Below are 12725 nucleotides of genomic sequence, written 5' to 3' on the forward strand. Positions count from 1 at the left end.
GCCGAGATCGCTCATACCGTGCTGTTCCTCGTCTCCGCCGCGGGGGACTACTACGTGGGCGCGACGCTCAGCCCCAACGGCGGCGTGGTCATGTGCCGGGCTCGTCCGGGCGGCGGTGGCGGCGTTCGGGCGGCTCGACCTCGTCGTCAACAACGCCGGCGGCTCCCCGCCCGCGCCGGCGGCGACGGCGTCACCCAACCTCGTCACCGCGGTCGTGCGGCTCAACCTGCTGGCGCCGTTCTTCGTCGCCCAGGCCGCCAACGCCGTCATGCAGGACCAGCCCGGTGGCGGGCTCATCGTCAACATCGGCAGCGTCTCCGCGCTGCGCCCGGCGCCCGGCACCGCGGCCTACGCGGCGGCGAAGGGCGGCCTGGAGGTGCTCACCCGGGCCCTGGCCCTGGAGTGGGCGCCGAAGGTGCGGGTCAACACGGTGACGGCCGGGGCGGTGCGCACCGACGACAACGCGGCGCACTACGGCGACGAGGCCGCCCTGGCCGCGGTCGCCGCCACGGTGCCGCTGGGCCGCCTGGCCACGCCGGAGGACATCGCCGACGCCGTGCTGCTGCTGGCCTCGCCCCTGGCCGCGTACCTCTCCGGCGCGTCGCTGGTGGTCGACGGCGGCGGGCAGCTGCCGCGGTACTCCGAGACGGCCCGCCCCCATGGCGAACCTCAGGCCGGGTAGCCGCCGCCGGCGAAATCCTGCCGGATGGCCGGTGCATAACCAAGCAAGCGTTTGGTAGAGTACCGGCCGTGGAGCTGAAACTCGGAGTCATGCCGAGCAACGGCGGCGCCGACCCCGCAACGATCGCGAGGTTCGTGCGGCTGCTGGAGGAGCTCGGCTGCGAGTCGGTCTGGGCCGTCGAGCACGTGGTCGTGCCGGACGAGTACAACAGTTCGTATCCGTACGACCCGAGCGGCCGGATGAGCCTCGGCCCGCACGACGACATCCCGGATCCGCTGCACTGGCTGACCTTCGCCGCCGCGCACACCACGACGCTGCGGCTCGGCACCGCGATGCTCATCCTGCCCGAGCACAACCCGGTGGACCTGGCCAAGCGCCTCGCCACGGTCGACGTGCTCAGCGGGGGCCGGCTGCTGGCCGGCATCGGCGTCGGCTGGCTGCGCGAGGAGTACGACGCGCTCGGGGTGCCCTTCGCCGAGCGCGGCGCCCGCGCCGACGAGTACCTCGAGGCGATGCGGGAACTGTGGACGGGCGCGCCGGCGCGGTACGAGGGCCGGTTCGTGTCGTTCGGTGCGGTGCACAGCCGCCCCCGCCCGGTCCGCGGCACCGTCCCGATCGTCGTCGGCGGGCACAGCCGGGCGGCGGTACGCCGCGCCGCCCGCTACGGCGCCGGCTGGTACCCGCTCGGCGTGGACGGCGACGCCTTCGCCGAGCTGTGCGCCGCGCTGCGCGACGAGTGCCGCGCCGCCGGCCGCGACCCCGGCGACGTCGAGATCACGATGCGCGCACCGGGCAAGCGCGGCGAGCTGGAGACCCTGCGGGCGCTCGGCGTCGCACGGGTCGTCATCCGAGCCGACCCGAACGATCCGGCCGGGGTGCGGGACAAGGTACGTCGCTACCAGCGGGAGGTCCTGGGGGCATGAGCGGTACGGAGCGGAGCGGCGCCTGGTCTGGGTCGATCAGCGCGAAGCCTCACCGAGCCAGACTGGGCGGAGTGGCCGCTCATCAGGGGCACAGGTTCATCTCGTGCCGCTGCCGGAGCGAAGCGGAGGTATCGGCATGAGAACGGTTGTCGTCACCGGGGCGGGGCAGGGGCTCGGCCGCGCGCACGCGCTGGCCTTCGCCGCGGCCGGGCATCACGTGGTCCTCAACGACCTCGACGCCGGGCGGCTCGACGCGGTCGCCGCCGAGTGCGCCACCGCCGGCGGGAAGGCGCTCGCCGCACCCGGCGACATCGCCGACTGGGACTTCGCCGCCGCGCTCGTCGAGCGGGCGGTCGCCGAGACCGGCCGGCTGGACGCGCTCGTCAACAACGCCGGCCTGGCCCGCGACCGGATGCTCACCAACGTCTCCGAGGCCGAGTGGGACGACGTGGTGCGGGTGAACCTCAAGGGGCACTTCGCGCCGCTGCGGCACGCGGCCGCGCACTGGAAGGCCCTCGCCAAGGCCGGCACCCCCGCCGCCGCCCGGGTCGTCAACACCACGTCCGGCGCCGGGCTGCTCGGCAGCGTCGGGCAGGTCAACTACAGCGCCGCCAAGGCCGCCGTCGCCGCGCTGACCCAGGTCGCCGCCGTCGAGCTGGCCCGCTACGGCGTCACCGTCAACGCGATCGCGCCCAGCGCCCGCACCTCGATGACCGAGCAGGTCTTCGCCGACGCGATGCGCGCGCCCGAGGCCGGCTTCGACGCGATGGCGCCGGAGAACGTCTCGCCCCTCGTCGTGTGGCTCGCCTCCGCGGAGGCCGGCTTCGTCACCGGCCGCGTGTTCGAGGTCTCCGGCGGCAGCGTGAGCGTCGCCGACGGCTGGCAGCACGGCCCCGCCGTCGACGCCGCGCGCCGCTGGGACCCGGCCGAGCTGGGCCCCGTGGTCCGCGACCTGCTCGCCCGCGCACCGCATCCGGCGGCCGTGTATGGCGCCTGAGGCCCTCGCTCCCGGCTTCCGCGACGAGGTTCGTTCGTGGCTTGCCGAGCATCTCACCGGCGAGTTCGCACCCCTCGTCGGCACCGGCGGCCCCGGCCGCGAACACGAGCACATCGAGCTGCGCGGCCGCTGGGAGCACGAGCTCGGCGCCGGCGGCTGGATCGGCCTGGGCTGGCCGCGACCGTACGGCCGCGGCGCGAGCATCGCCGAGCAGGTCGTCTTCTTCGAGGAGTACGCCCGCGCCGGCGGGCCCGGCCGGCTCAGCCACGTCGGCGAGTACCTGCTCGCGCCCACGCTCATCGCGCACGGCACCGAGGAGCAGAAGGCCCGGTTCCTGCCGCCGATCGCGCGCGCCGAGGAGCTGTGGTGCCAGGGCTACTCCGAACCGGACGCCGGCTCCGACCTGGCCGGCGTGCAGACCCGGGCGGTCCTCGAGGGCGATGAGTGGCGGGTCACCGGGCAGAAGGTGTGGACGTCGCTCGCGCACGTCGCCGACTGGTGCTTCGTGCTCGCCCGCACCGGCGAAGGTGCGCGCAAGGCGGGGCTGTCGTACCTGCTCGTGCCCATGGACCAGCCCGGCGTGCAGGTCCGGCCGATCGTGCAGCTGACCGGCACCTCGGAGTTCAACGAGGTCTTCTTCGACGCCGCGGCCACCGCCGCCGGCAACGTCGTCGGCGCGCCCGGCGACGGCTGGCGCGTGGCCACCAGCACCCTCGCCTTCGAGCGCGGCGTGGCGACGCTGGGCCAGCAGCTCGGCTTCGCCCGCGAGCTGGAGTCCATCGTGGACCGGGCCCGGGCCAACGGTACCTTCGCCGATCCGCTCGTCGCGGACCGGATCGTCACCGCCTGGGCCGGCCTGCAGGGGCTGCGCCACCACGCGCTGCGCACGCTGTCGGCCACCGACCCGGACCCGGCCGCGGCGTCGGTCGCGAAGCTGCTCTGGGCGAACTGGCACCAGGCGCTCGGCGAGCTGGCGATGGCCGTCGACGGCCCGGCCGCGACGCTGCTGCGCGAGGAGCCCTACGAGCTGACCGACGCGCAGCGGCTGTTCCTGTTCACCCGCGCCGACACCATCTACGGCGGTTCCAACGAGATCCAGCGCAACATCATCGCCGAGGCGCTGCTCGGCCGCGTCCGACGCTAGGAGTGTCCACAGTGGAGTTCGAACCCGAGCAGGTCGCCCTGCGCGACTCGGTCCGCGAGTTCCTGGCCTCCCCCGGGTACAGCTGGGCCCGGCTGACCGGCGAGCTCGGTCTCACCGCCCTGGCCGTCCCGGAGGAGCACGGCGGCTTCGGCGCGACCGCGGTCGAGGCCGGCATCGTCCTGGAGGAGGCCGGCGCGGCGCTGCTGTCCGCCCCGCTGCTGTCGACCACCGCCGCCGCCCTATCGCTGGACCCGGCGATGCCGGCCGCCGCCGAGCTCCTGCCGGCGCTGGCCGCCGGCACCACGGTCGGCGCCCTCGCTCTCGGCGGCGCCGTCGACGCGATGCCGGCCGGCGACAGCCACATCTTGGACGGCCGCGTCGAGCACGTGCTGGACGGCGATCTGGCCGACGTGTTCGTCGTCGAGGCCGGCGGCGACCTCTACCTGACCGACGCCCCGGTCGTGCGGCCGACGCCGACCCTGGACCTGACCCGCGGCCAGGCCACCCTGATCCTGACCGGCACCCCGGCCCGCCTCGTCGCACGCGGCGGCGCGGCGCACGCCCTCGACGTGCTGCACGCCGCGCTGGCCGCCGAGTCTGTCGGCGTCGCCCGGGCGTCGCTGCGCACCACGATCGAGCACCTGCGCACCCGCCACCAGTTCGGCGTGCCCCTGGCCACATTCCAGGCACTGCGCCACCGCGTCGCCGACCTGCATGTGCTGCTGGAGCAGGCCACGTCCTCCGCCCGCCACGCGCTGCGGGTCGCCGGCACGCCGGAGTTCGCGCTCGCCGCCCCGCTGGCGAAGCTGGCCGCCACCGAGGCCGCCTACACGGTCACGCGGGAGGCGATCCAGCTCCTCGGCGGCATCGGCTTCACGTGGGAGCATCCGGCGCACCAGTACCTCAAGCGGGCCACCGCCAACCACCTGCTCGCCGGCGACCCGGCCGCCTTGCGCCGTCTCCTGCTGGGTCGGGCCTTCGCCTGACCCGGCTCAGGCGCGCACGACCAGGGTCCGGGCGGCCATGTCGCCGAGGCGCCTGCGGTGCCGCGAGCTCAGCACGACGATGTAGCCGACCAGGTACGCGAAGAGGCCGTCGATGATGCGCAGCAGCGTGCGGATGATGGCCTTGCCGATGCCGGGCGGGGCGCCGGTGGTCTCGTCGACGACGCGGATGCCGGTGACCAGCTTGCCGACCGTGCGGCCGAAGACACCCTCCAGCAGCACGTAGTACAGCACCACGAGGACGAACCACAGGACGCTGCCGCCGCTGGACAACCGGGTGGAGCTGAAGCCCGAGGCCGTGGTCTCGACGCCGGCCACCTGCGCGACGATGCCGCCGAGACAGCCGAGCAGCACGGCGTCGACGATGGTGGCCACCACGCGGCGGCCGGTCACGTGGACGTCGGCCGATCTCGATGGATAGGTCATTTCGCTACCTCCTGCGGGGCGGTAACGAAATGACCATACCCATCGGGCGGGTCCGGCACTCAGTGGGCGGCGGTCTTCAGGACCCCCATCTTCGCCTGGTACGCCGCGTCGAGCGCCTTGCCGCCGTCCTCGCTGACGGCCACGGTCTCGCCGCGGACCAGCACGTAGCCGCGGTCCACCGCGCCGCGCACCGCGCCCAGGGCGGGCTCGGCCATGAGGACCGCGACGCCCTCGCCGGCCAGCTGGGTCACCGTGCGCAGCAACTCCTGCACGATGAGTGGGGCCAGGCCCGTCATCATCTCGTCGAGCAGCAGCACTCGCGGCGAGCCCATCAGCGCGCGGGAGACCACGAGCATCTGCTGCTCGCCGCCAGAGAGCACGCCGACCAGGCTGCGCAGCCGGGTGCGCAGGATCGGGAAGCGGTCGATGGCGGTGTCCACGGCGGAGCGGGGCAGCCGCAGCAGCTCGGCCATCACCTGCAGGTTGTCGGCGACGTTGAGCTTCGGGAACAGCTGGCGGCCCTGCGGTACCACGGCGATGCCGGCCCGGGCCCGCGCGGCCGGCTTGAGCCGGCTGACGTCCTCGCCGTCGAGGAAGACCCGGCCGGTGGCGGCGACGGAGCCGTAGGCGGCGAGCAGGGCGCTGCTCTTGCCGGCGCCGTTGGGGCCGACGAGGGCGGTCACGACGCCACCCGGCGCGGTGAGGTCGAGGCCGGTGACGGCGCTGGCGTGGCCGTAGCGCACGGTCAGGCCCTCGAGGCGCAGCTCATGAGACGACATGCGGCACGTCCTCTTCCGAAGCGTCGGTGATGCCGAAGTACACCTGCTGCATCTGCGGGCTGGCGAGGCACTCGCGCGGGTCGCCGTCGAACACCGCCCGGCCGCGGTCCAGCAGCATGATGCGGTCGACCAGGCCGGCGACGAGGTCGACGTTGTGGTCCACGAGGATGACGGCGTGGCCGCGGCGCTGGACGGTGCGGATCACCTCGACGATGCCGTGCACGCCACCCGCGTCGGAGCCGGCGAACGGCTCGTCGAGCAGCAGGACGAGGGGGTCCTGGCCCAGCGCCCGGCCGACCTCGACGAGGCGCTGCTCGCCCAGGGAGAGGTCGCCGGCCGGGCGGTCGAGGCGGTCGATGCCGAGCTCGTCGGCCAGCGCCCGCACCGCCTCGGCGTCGGCTCCACTGTGCGGGTGAAAGGCGCCGGCGAACGCGCCGGCGATCATCCGCCATACGGTCCCGTGCCGGCGGGCGGCGCGGCCGAGCAGCAGGTTTTCGGCGACGGTGAGCTCCAGGGCCAGCTGCGGGTACTGGAACGTGCGGGCGAGGCCGGCGTTGGCGCGGCGGGCGGCCGGGCCGGACAGCGGCTGCCCGCGCAGGGTGAGCGTGCCCTCCGTGGCCGGCTGGGCGCCGGAGATGAGGTCGACCAGGGTGGTCTTGCCGGCGCCGTTGGGCCCGACGAGCCCGAGGATCTCGCCCGCCGACAGCGAGAACGAGGCGTCCTGCAGGGCGGTGACCCCGCCGTACCGTTTGGTCAGGCCCTCGCCGACCAGCAGCGTCTCAGCCACGTCGTCCTCCCACGAGCCGGGCCAGCCGGGCGGCGTAGCCGATCACACCCTGCGGCGCGAGCAGCAGGATGACCAGCACCCCGAGGGCGAGGATCAGCGTGCCGCTGGTCTGGATCACCGGGAAGTTCAGGGTCAGCTCGACGGCGATGACCGCGCCGAGCACGGCGCCCCACGGGGTGGCGGAGCCGCCGATGAGGGGCATGAAGATGGCCAGGAACACCAGGTTGAGCGTGAACGTGTCGGGGGTGACGCTGCCGGCCGAGTAGGTGAACAGGCCGCCGCCGACGGCCGCGATCGCGGCGCCGATGGCCAGCGCCACGAGGTTCATGACCGGCACCCGCACGCCGGCCGCCTCGACGGCACGGGGCGCGTCGCGCATCGTGCGCACGATGACGCCCCACGGCGACATCCGCAGCCGGTCGAGCAGGAAGGCGATGACGCACACGACGACGACCGAGCCGACGACGATCTGGTAGTGCGTCGGCTCCCAGCCGAGGATGTTGAGCTTGCGCAGCGAGCCGAGGCCGGCGGAGCCGCCGGAGAGGCCCTCGGCGTCGACCAGCAGCGCGGTGAAGGCCATGCCGAACAGCAGTGTTACGGCGGCCAGGAAGAAGCCGGACAGCCGCCGGGTGGCCAGCCCGAGCAGCACGGCGAGGGCAGCCGCGACGACCGGGCCGGCGACCCAGGCCAGGATCAGCGGCAGGCCGGAGCGGGCCGAGATCAGGCCGACGGCGTAGCCGCCGATGCCCGCATATGCGCCGTAGGCCATCGACAGCGAGCCGGCCATCAGGTACGGCACATACATGCCGAGCGCGATGAGCGCATAGGTCGCGGTGGTGGTGATCAGGGTCTGCTTGTAGCCGTCGGCGCCAACCCACAGCAGGATCAGCGCCGCGCCCACCACACCGCAGACCAGGCCCATGGAGCCGGGAACGCGTTTCATGTTTGGTCCTCCGGACAAGTCACGCTCGGATCCTTCGCACGAACAAGCCGCTGGGTTTGAAGGCGAAGAACAGCAGGGCGACCAGCAGCAGCCCGTAGACGTGGGACTGGCCGCCGAAGTAGTACGGAACGAAGACCTCTACCAGGCCCAGCAGCAGGCCGCCGACGAGCGGGGCCCACACCGACCCGGTGCCGCCGACCACCATCGCCAGGAAGCCCGACAGCGCCCAGCTGAGCCCCGACAGCGAGCTGACGCCCGCCTTCGGCGCGAACAGCAGCCCGGTGATGCCGGCCAGCAGCCCGGAGACGAGGAACGCGATGAGCCGGACCCGGTTGACCGGCAGGCCGAGCAGTCCGGCGGCGTGCGTGCTGTCGCCGACGGCCCGCAGCAGCCGGCCGGTCCGGGTGTAGCGGATCCACAGCGCGGCGGCGGCGAACGCCACGACGGTGAAGCTGAGCAGCAGCACGGCACTCGGCGGCACGACGATGTCGCCGATCGCCACCGGGTCGAACGTGAGCAGGTTCTGACCCGGCAGCGTGGTGTAGCCGAAGAGGTAGCCGCCGAGCTGCTGGATGGCGAACAGGACGGCGGCCACCGCGACCAGTGCGGGCAGCTCACCCCGGCCGGAGCGGCGCTGCACCTGCCGCACCACGGCCAGCTCAGTGATCACGGCCAGGGCCGCGGCGACAAGCACCGCCACCCCGGCGGCGGCCCACACGTTCACGTCCTCGTGGATCACGAGGTAGGACGTGCAGAGGCCGCCGACCATGGCGTACGGGCCGATGGCGAAGTTGAAGAACCCCGCCCCGACGAGCACCAGGTAGTAGGCCAGCGCGAGCAGGCCGAAGAAGCACCCCATCTCCAGCGCGGACAACCACAGCTGCAACTGGCCCACGACGTCGTCTCCTTGCCGTTACCTGGTTGGGTTATTTGCTACACGGGGGCTGGTAGGTCGCCCAGGGACCTTTCGGCTTGTTATCCGAGCCGAACTCGACGAGAGACAGGCCGCACGGCCCGTCCGCGCCCAGGTGCTTGTCCGCGCCGAAGCTCAGCGTGAAGTTCGCCTGACCGAACGTGGACGGGTATCCCTTGATGTTCTGGATGGCCTCGTTGAGCTTCTTCGAGTCGTCGACCCCGCCGGCCTTCTCGATGGCGTGCTTGAGCAGATGCACGGCGTCCCACGCCTGCGCGTCGTACGCGGTGATGTCGTAGTCCTTGCCGTTCTTCTCGTGCAGCAGCTTGACCAGTTCCTTCGTGCGCGGGTTCTCGGTGTTGATGGAGCCCATGAAGATGAGCCCGTTGAGCGCGCCGGGGGCGGCGAGCTTCCACGACGCGGGCTGGTTGCCGATGGACGCGAGCGAGAACCGCTTGGTGCCGGCCATCTGGGTGCCCAGCGTGTTGTGGGCCAGCACCTCGAACGCGCCGCCGACGCTGGTCACGAGCACCGCGTCCGGCTTGGCGTTCTTGAGCCGCGCGACCTGGGCGGACAGGTCACTGGCGTTGGACGCGCCCTTCTCCGTCGCCACGAACTCCACGCAGCTCATGCCGGCGAACAGGGCCTTGTTCAGGCCGGCGATGGTCGTGGTGTCGTCGGTGAGCACGCCGAGCTTGCTGACGCCGGCCGCCTTGAACGCACCGCAGTAGACATCGGCCCAGTCCGTGGTGGTGTTGGCCAGCATGTAGATGAGCTCGTTGTCCGGCGGCTGGACAAGCGTGGCGATCACGCCGGTGGGGGCGATGGCGGGCAGGCCGAGCTGCGTGAGCGTCGACTTCGCCTGCATGACGGCGGCTGTGCCGCTCTGCAGGAGCAGCACCTTCGCGCCCTGGCCGGCGAGCTTCTGGAGCACGGCCGGCACCTTGGTCGGGTCGGACTCATCGTTCTCGACGACCAGTTGCAGCGGCCGGCCGAGGACGCCACCCTTGTTGTTGATGTCCTGGACGGCCAGGCGGATCGTCTTGCCGGCGATGGTGCTGTAGGACGCGCCGGGGCCGGTGCTGTCCTCGTCCAGGCCGATGATGATGGGAGCGCCGGTGGCCGTACCGTTGTTCGGCTTCTCGTCAGCCGTTTTGCCGCCGCAGCCGGCCAGCGCGAGCGCCATGAGCGCCAGGCAGCCGACGATACGACGAGACCTCGTCGTTGAAACGCCCATGTGTACCCCTGTCCGGATTATACGAATCGCCAGCTTTGGGAGTAATTGTCGCTCGATTCAAAACCTAACAAGCGCTTGGTTTATACATCTTGGCGACGGCCGACGAACGTGTCAAGGACCACAGCGGACACGCGGACGTAACAGAATCGTCAACGATCAGGCACCTGAGCTGGGGCGTCACGAAACAGACCGGACTCGGGCACTCCGGTCCGCCTGCCGGCCTTCTTGCTACCGGGCCACTTGACAGCGCTACCGTTCGGGGCGACGGCCAGGACGGAGGTACCGCGTGCGGGACACGGCCAGCATCCTGCACGTGGACCTCGACGCGATGTTCGCCAGCGTCGAGCAGCGCGACAAGCCGTCGCTGCGCGGCCGGCCGGTCGTCGTGGGCGGCATCGGCGGGCGTGGCGTCGTGGCCACGGCGTCCTACGAGGCCCGACCCTACGGCGCTCGCTCCGCGATGCCGGTCGCCGAGGCCCGGCGACGGTGCCCGCCGGGCACCGCGTTCCTCGCCCCGCGCTTCGCCGCCTACCGCACCACCAGCCGTGTCGTCATGGACCTGCTCGCCGGGCTGTCCCCGCTCGTCGAGGCCGTCTCCATCGACGAGGCGTACGTCGACCTGGCCGCCGGCGACCACGACCTCACGCTCGCGGGCGTCACGGCCCTCGCCATCCGGCTGAAGGCCGGCATCGCGGCCGCCACGGGCGGCGTCACCGGCTCGGTGGGGGCCGGCACCTCCAAACTCATCGCCAAGATCGGCTCGGACCTGCACAAGCCCGACGGGCTGACGGTCGTCGCGCCCGGCACCGAGCGCGACCTGCTGGGCCCGCTGCCGGTGACCCGGCTGTCCGGCGTCGGCCCGGCCACCGCGGAGCGGCTGCGCCGCAGCGGCGTGCACACCATCGCCGACCTCGCCGCCGTCGGCCGGGACGACCTGGTCGACCGATTCGGCCAGGCCCACGGTGCCGGCCTGTTCCGGCTGGCGCACGCCGACGACGACCGGCCCGTCGTCGCCGAGCGGGAGACCAAGTCGGTCTCGGCGGAGGAGACCTTCGCCGCCGACATCGCCGACCGCACCCGGCTCGCCGCCGAACTGGGGCTGCTCGCCACCCAGGTCGGCGGCCGGCTGCGCGCCGCCGGGCTGTCCGGCCGCACCGTCACGCTCAAGGCGCGCTACTTCGACTTCACCACCATCACCAGGTCCACCACCCGGGCCCAGCCCACCGACGACGCGCAGAGCATCCTGCAGGCCGCCCGGCGCCTGCTGGCCGACATCGACGTCACCGGCGGGCTGCGTCTGCTCGGCGTCGGCGTCTCGGGCCTGTCCGAGTTCGCCCAGGACGACCTGCTCTCCCTGCTCGAGCCCCCGGCACCCCAGCCGTCGCCGGCCTCCCCCGCGACGGAGGCGCCGGCATCCGGCACACCGGACGCGCCGGCCGAGCCGGAGCAGCCCGGCCCGGCCGGTCCGCCGGGATGGCGCACCGGCGCGGACGTGCGCCACGACGAGTACGGGCCGGGCTGGGTCTGGGGCAGCGGGCTCGACCGCGTCACGGTCCGCTTCGAGGGCCCCCGCACAGGCCCCGGCCCGGTGCGCACGTTCGCCGCCCACGACCCCCGGCTGCACCCCGCCGACCCACCGGACTGGACCTGACGGTCAGGCCGCGGCGAGACTGCCGCGCCCGTACACCCCGTAGCCACCCTTGCCGGCCTGCTTGATCAGGTACATCGCCTGGTCCGCCTCGCGCAGCAGCCGGGTGCCTTCGCCCGTCCCGTCGTCGCCCGTCCCGTCGTCGACCGCGACGCCGACGCTCGCGCCGATGCGCACCCGGGTGCCGGCAACGGCGAACGGCTCCCCGATCGCCGCGACGACGTTCTGTGCGACGCGGACCGCGGCGGTGGCGTCCCCCGCGGCGACCACCACCGCGAACTCGTCGCCGCCGAGCCGGACCACGGTGTCCCCCGGGCCGGCCGCCGCCAGCAGCCGGCCGGCCACCGCGACGAGCAGCTCGTCCCCGGCGGCGTGGCCGAGGCGATCGTTGACCGGCTTGAAGTCGTCGAGGTCGACGAGCAGCAGGGCGGTGCAGCCGCGGGAGCCCAGCAGCTCGGTCAGGGCCCGGCGGTTGGGCAGGCTGGTGAGCGGGTCGTGCGACGCCTGGTGGCGGACCAGCGCCTCGTGCTCCGCGAGCGTGTCCAGGGCGACCTGCTGCTGGTACAGCAGCTCCTCGGTGGCCCGCTGGGTGGCGCGGTGCTCGCGCTCGAACCGGAACAGCAGGAAGCCGATCGCGGCGACCGCGGCGGCCATGGCGATACCCAGGGCGAGGTCGGCGACGTTGTTGGCCCGGTCGGCCGCGTTGACCGCCTCGTTCTCCAGTCGCTGCAGCGCGATGTTGAGCCGGGCGAAGCGGGGGTCGGTCTCGCGGCGCTCCAGCGCCAGCGCCTCCTCGGTCTTGCCCACGCCGAGCAGCCCCAGCTCCCGGTCCAGCACGGCGTGGTAGTCGCTGATCTGCTTGTCCAGGTCACCCGCGCCCGTCAGCGTCCGCAGGATGGCCCGCTCCCGGGCCCGGATGCTGCCCAGCTCGCGGGCCACCCGGACCGGCGAGTTGCGGTCGGCGAGCGTCTTCCACTGCAGCGAGCTCTCCTCGTGCAGCAGCATGTTGAGCTCGCTGAGCTGCGAGCGGGTCACCTCGTGCTGGCGGCTCGCACCGTGCAGGGCGACGTTGGCGAACGTGGCGCCGCCGAGCAGGAGCGCGGCGACCGCCAGCACCCGCGGCCATCGCCAGCTCAACCCGGGTGGCCCTCCCTCACGCATGCCCTTCGCTATCGGCAACGCGCGGCGGAACTTCGGGAATTTGCGCTCAGTCCGCCGAACGGCCGGCCGATAACAGCGACG

The 12725-nt window shown here is 73.1% G+C and carries 13 protein-coding genes; 6 read left to right on the forward strand and 7 right to left on the reverse strand.

Annotation, left to right across the window (positions count from 1 at the left end):
- Positions 1 to 13: 13 nt before the first annotated feature.
- The 5 genes from ABT297_RS20300 (at position 14) to ABT297_RS20320 (ending at position 4732) form a co-directional block, all read left to right on the forward strand.
- Positions 14 to 682, forward strand: a complete 669-nt coding sequence (locus tag ABT297_RS20300; protein ID WP_502885603.1) for an SDR family oxidoreductase — start codon at positions 14 to 16, stop codon at positions 680 to 682.
- A 68-nt stretch (positions 683 to 750) separates the two neighbouring features.
- Positions 751 to 1605: an LLM class F420-dependent oxidoreductase gene (locus tag ABT297_RS20305; RefSeq protein WP_350551674.1), complete on the forward strand. Its 855-nt coding sequence runs from the start codon at positions 751 to 753 to the stop codon at positions 1603 to 1605.
- A 136-nt stretch (positions 1606 to 1741) separates the two neighbouring features.
- Entirely contained in the window at positions 1742 to 2602 is an 861-nt protein-coding gene (locus ABT297_RS20310) for an SDR family oxidoreductase (RefSeq protein WP_350551677.1), read from the forward strand.
- Positions 2592 to 3746, forward strand: coding sequence for an acyl-CoA dehydrogenase family protein (locus ABT297_RS20315; RefSeq protein ID WP_350551680.1), 1155 nt, complete (start codon positions 2592 to 2594; stop codon positions 3744 to 3746). Before ABT297_RS20310 ends, ABT297_RS20315 begins: the two co-directional genes overlap by 11 nt.
- An 11-nt stretch (positions 3747 to 3757) precedes the next feature.
- The gene (locus ABT297_RS20320) at positions 3758 to 4732 is read left to right on the forward strand and encodes an acyl-CoA dehydrogenase family protein (protein ID WP_350551683.1); all 975 of its coding nucleotides are present in this window, start codon (positions 3758 to 3760) and stop codon (positions 4730 to 4732) included.
- A 6-nt stretch (positions 4733 to 4738) separates the two neighbouring features.
- Here ABT297_RS20320 and ABT297_RS20325 read toward each other — a convergent pair whose 3' ends face one another.
- The 6 genes from ABT297_RS20325 to ABT297_RS20350 are packed head-to-tail and all read right to left on the reverse strand — an operon-like array spanning position 4739 to position 9835.
- Complete coding sequence (locus tag ABT297_RS20325; RefSeq protein ID WP_350551686.1) at positions 4739 to 5176, reverse strand: RDD family protein; 438 nt, start codon at positions 5174 to 5176, stop codon at positions 4739 to 4741.
- Between the two features lie 59 nt (positions 5177 to 5235).
- Positions 5236 to 5955, reverse strand: a complete 720-nt coding sequence (locus tag ABT297_RS20330) for an ABC transporter ATP-binding protein (RefSeq protein WP_350551690.1) — start codon at positions 5953 to 5955, stop codon at positions 5236 to 5238.
- Positions 5942 to 6742: an ABC transporter ATP-binding protein gene (locus tag ABT297_RS20335; protein ID WP_350551693.1), complete on the reverse strand. Its 801-nt coding sequence runs from the start codon at positions 6740 to 6742 to the stop codon at positions 5942 to 5944. The genes ABT297_RS20330 and ABT297_RS20335 overlap by 14 nt, the downstream gene beginning before the upstream one ends.
- Positions 6735 to 7685 carry a branched-chain amino acid ABC transporter permease gene (locus ABT297_RS20340; RefSeq protein ID WP_350551695.1) on the reverse strand — a complete coding sequence of 317 codons (951 nt, stop codon included), beginning with the start codon at positions 7683 to 7685 and terminating at the stop codon, positions 6735 to 6737. Before ABT297_RS20340 ends, ABT297_RS20335 begins: the two co-directional genes overlap by 8 nt.
- Positions 7686 to 7704: 19 nt before the next feature.
- Positions 7705 to 8580: an ABC transporter permease subunit gene (locus tag ABT297_RS20345; RefSeq protein WP_350551697.1), complete on the reverse strand. Its 876-nt coding sequence runs from the start codon at positions 8578 to 8580 to the stop codon at positions 7705 to 7707.
- Positions 8581 to 8611: 31 nt separating this feature from the next.
- On the reverse strand, positions 8612 to 9835 hold the full coding sequence (locus ABT297_RS20350; RefSeq protein WP_350551700.1) for an ABC transporter substrate-binding protein: 1224 nt from the start codon (positions 9833 to 9835) through the stop codon (positions 8612 to 8614).
- 286 nt (positions 9836 to 10121) lie between these two features.
- Between ABT297_RS20350 and ABT297_RS20355 the strand changes: the two genes are divergently transcribed.
- Entirely contained in the window at positions 10122 to 11486 is a 1365-nt protein-coding gene (locus ABT297_RS20355) for a DNA polymerase IV (RefSeq protein ID WP_350551702.1), read from the forward strand.
- 3 nt (positions 11487 to 11489) lie between these two features.
- Here ABT297_RS20355 and ABT297_RS20360 read toward each other — a convergent pair whose 3' ends face one another.
- Entirely contained in the window at positions 11490 to 12620 is a 1131-nt protein-coding gene (locus ABT297_RS20360) for a diguanylate cyclase domain-containing protein (protein ID WP_350551705.1), read from the reverse strand.
- Positions 12621 to 12725: the final 105 nt, after the last annotated feature.

Origin of the sequence: Dactylosporangium sp. NPDC000555, from assembly GCF_040300025.1 — a bacterium.
Taxonomy (GTDB): Bacteria; Actinomycetota; Actinomycetes; order Mycobacteriales; family Micromonosporaceae; genus Dactylosporangium.

Bases quoted from the DNA above. Each gene is read 5' to 3' on its own strand.
- ABT297_RS20350 (WP_350551700.1), bottom strand. From the start codon at position 9,835: ATGGGCGTTTCAACGACGAGGTCTCGTCGTATCGTCGGCTGCCTGGCG.
- ABT297_RS20340 (WP_350551695.1), bottom strand. From the start codon at position 7,685: ATGAAACGCGTTCCCGGCTCCATGGGCCTGGTCTGCGGTGTGGTGGGC.
- ABT297_RS20325 (WP_350551686.1), bottom strand. From the start codon at position 5,176: ATGACCTATCCATCGAGATCGGCCGACGTCCACGTGACCGGCCGCCGC.
- ABT297_RS20310 (WP_350551677.1), top strand. From the start codon at position 1,742: ATGAGAACGGTTGTCGTCACCGGGGCGGGGCAGGGGCTCGGCCGCGCG.
- ABT297_RS20315 (WP_350551680.1), top strand. From the start codon at position 2,592: ATGGCGCCTGAGGCCCTCGCTCCCGGCTTCCGCGACGAGGTTCGTTCG.
- ABT297_RS20330 (WP_350551690.1), bottom strand. From the start codon at position 5,955: ATGTCGTCTCATGAGCTGCGCCTCGAGGGCCTGACCGTGCGCTACGGC.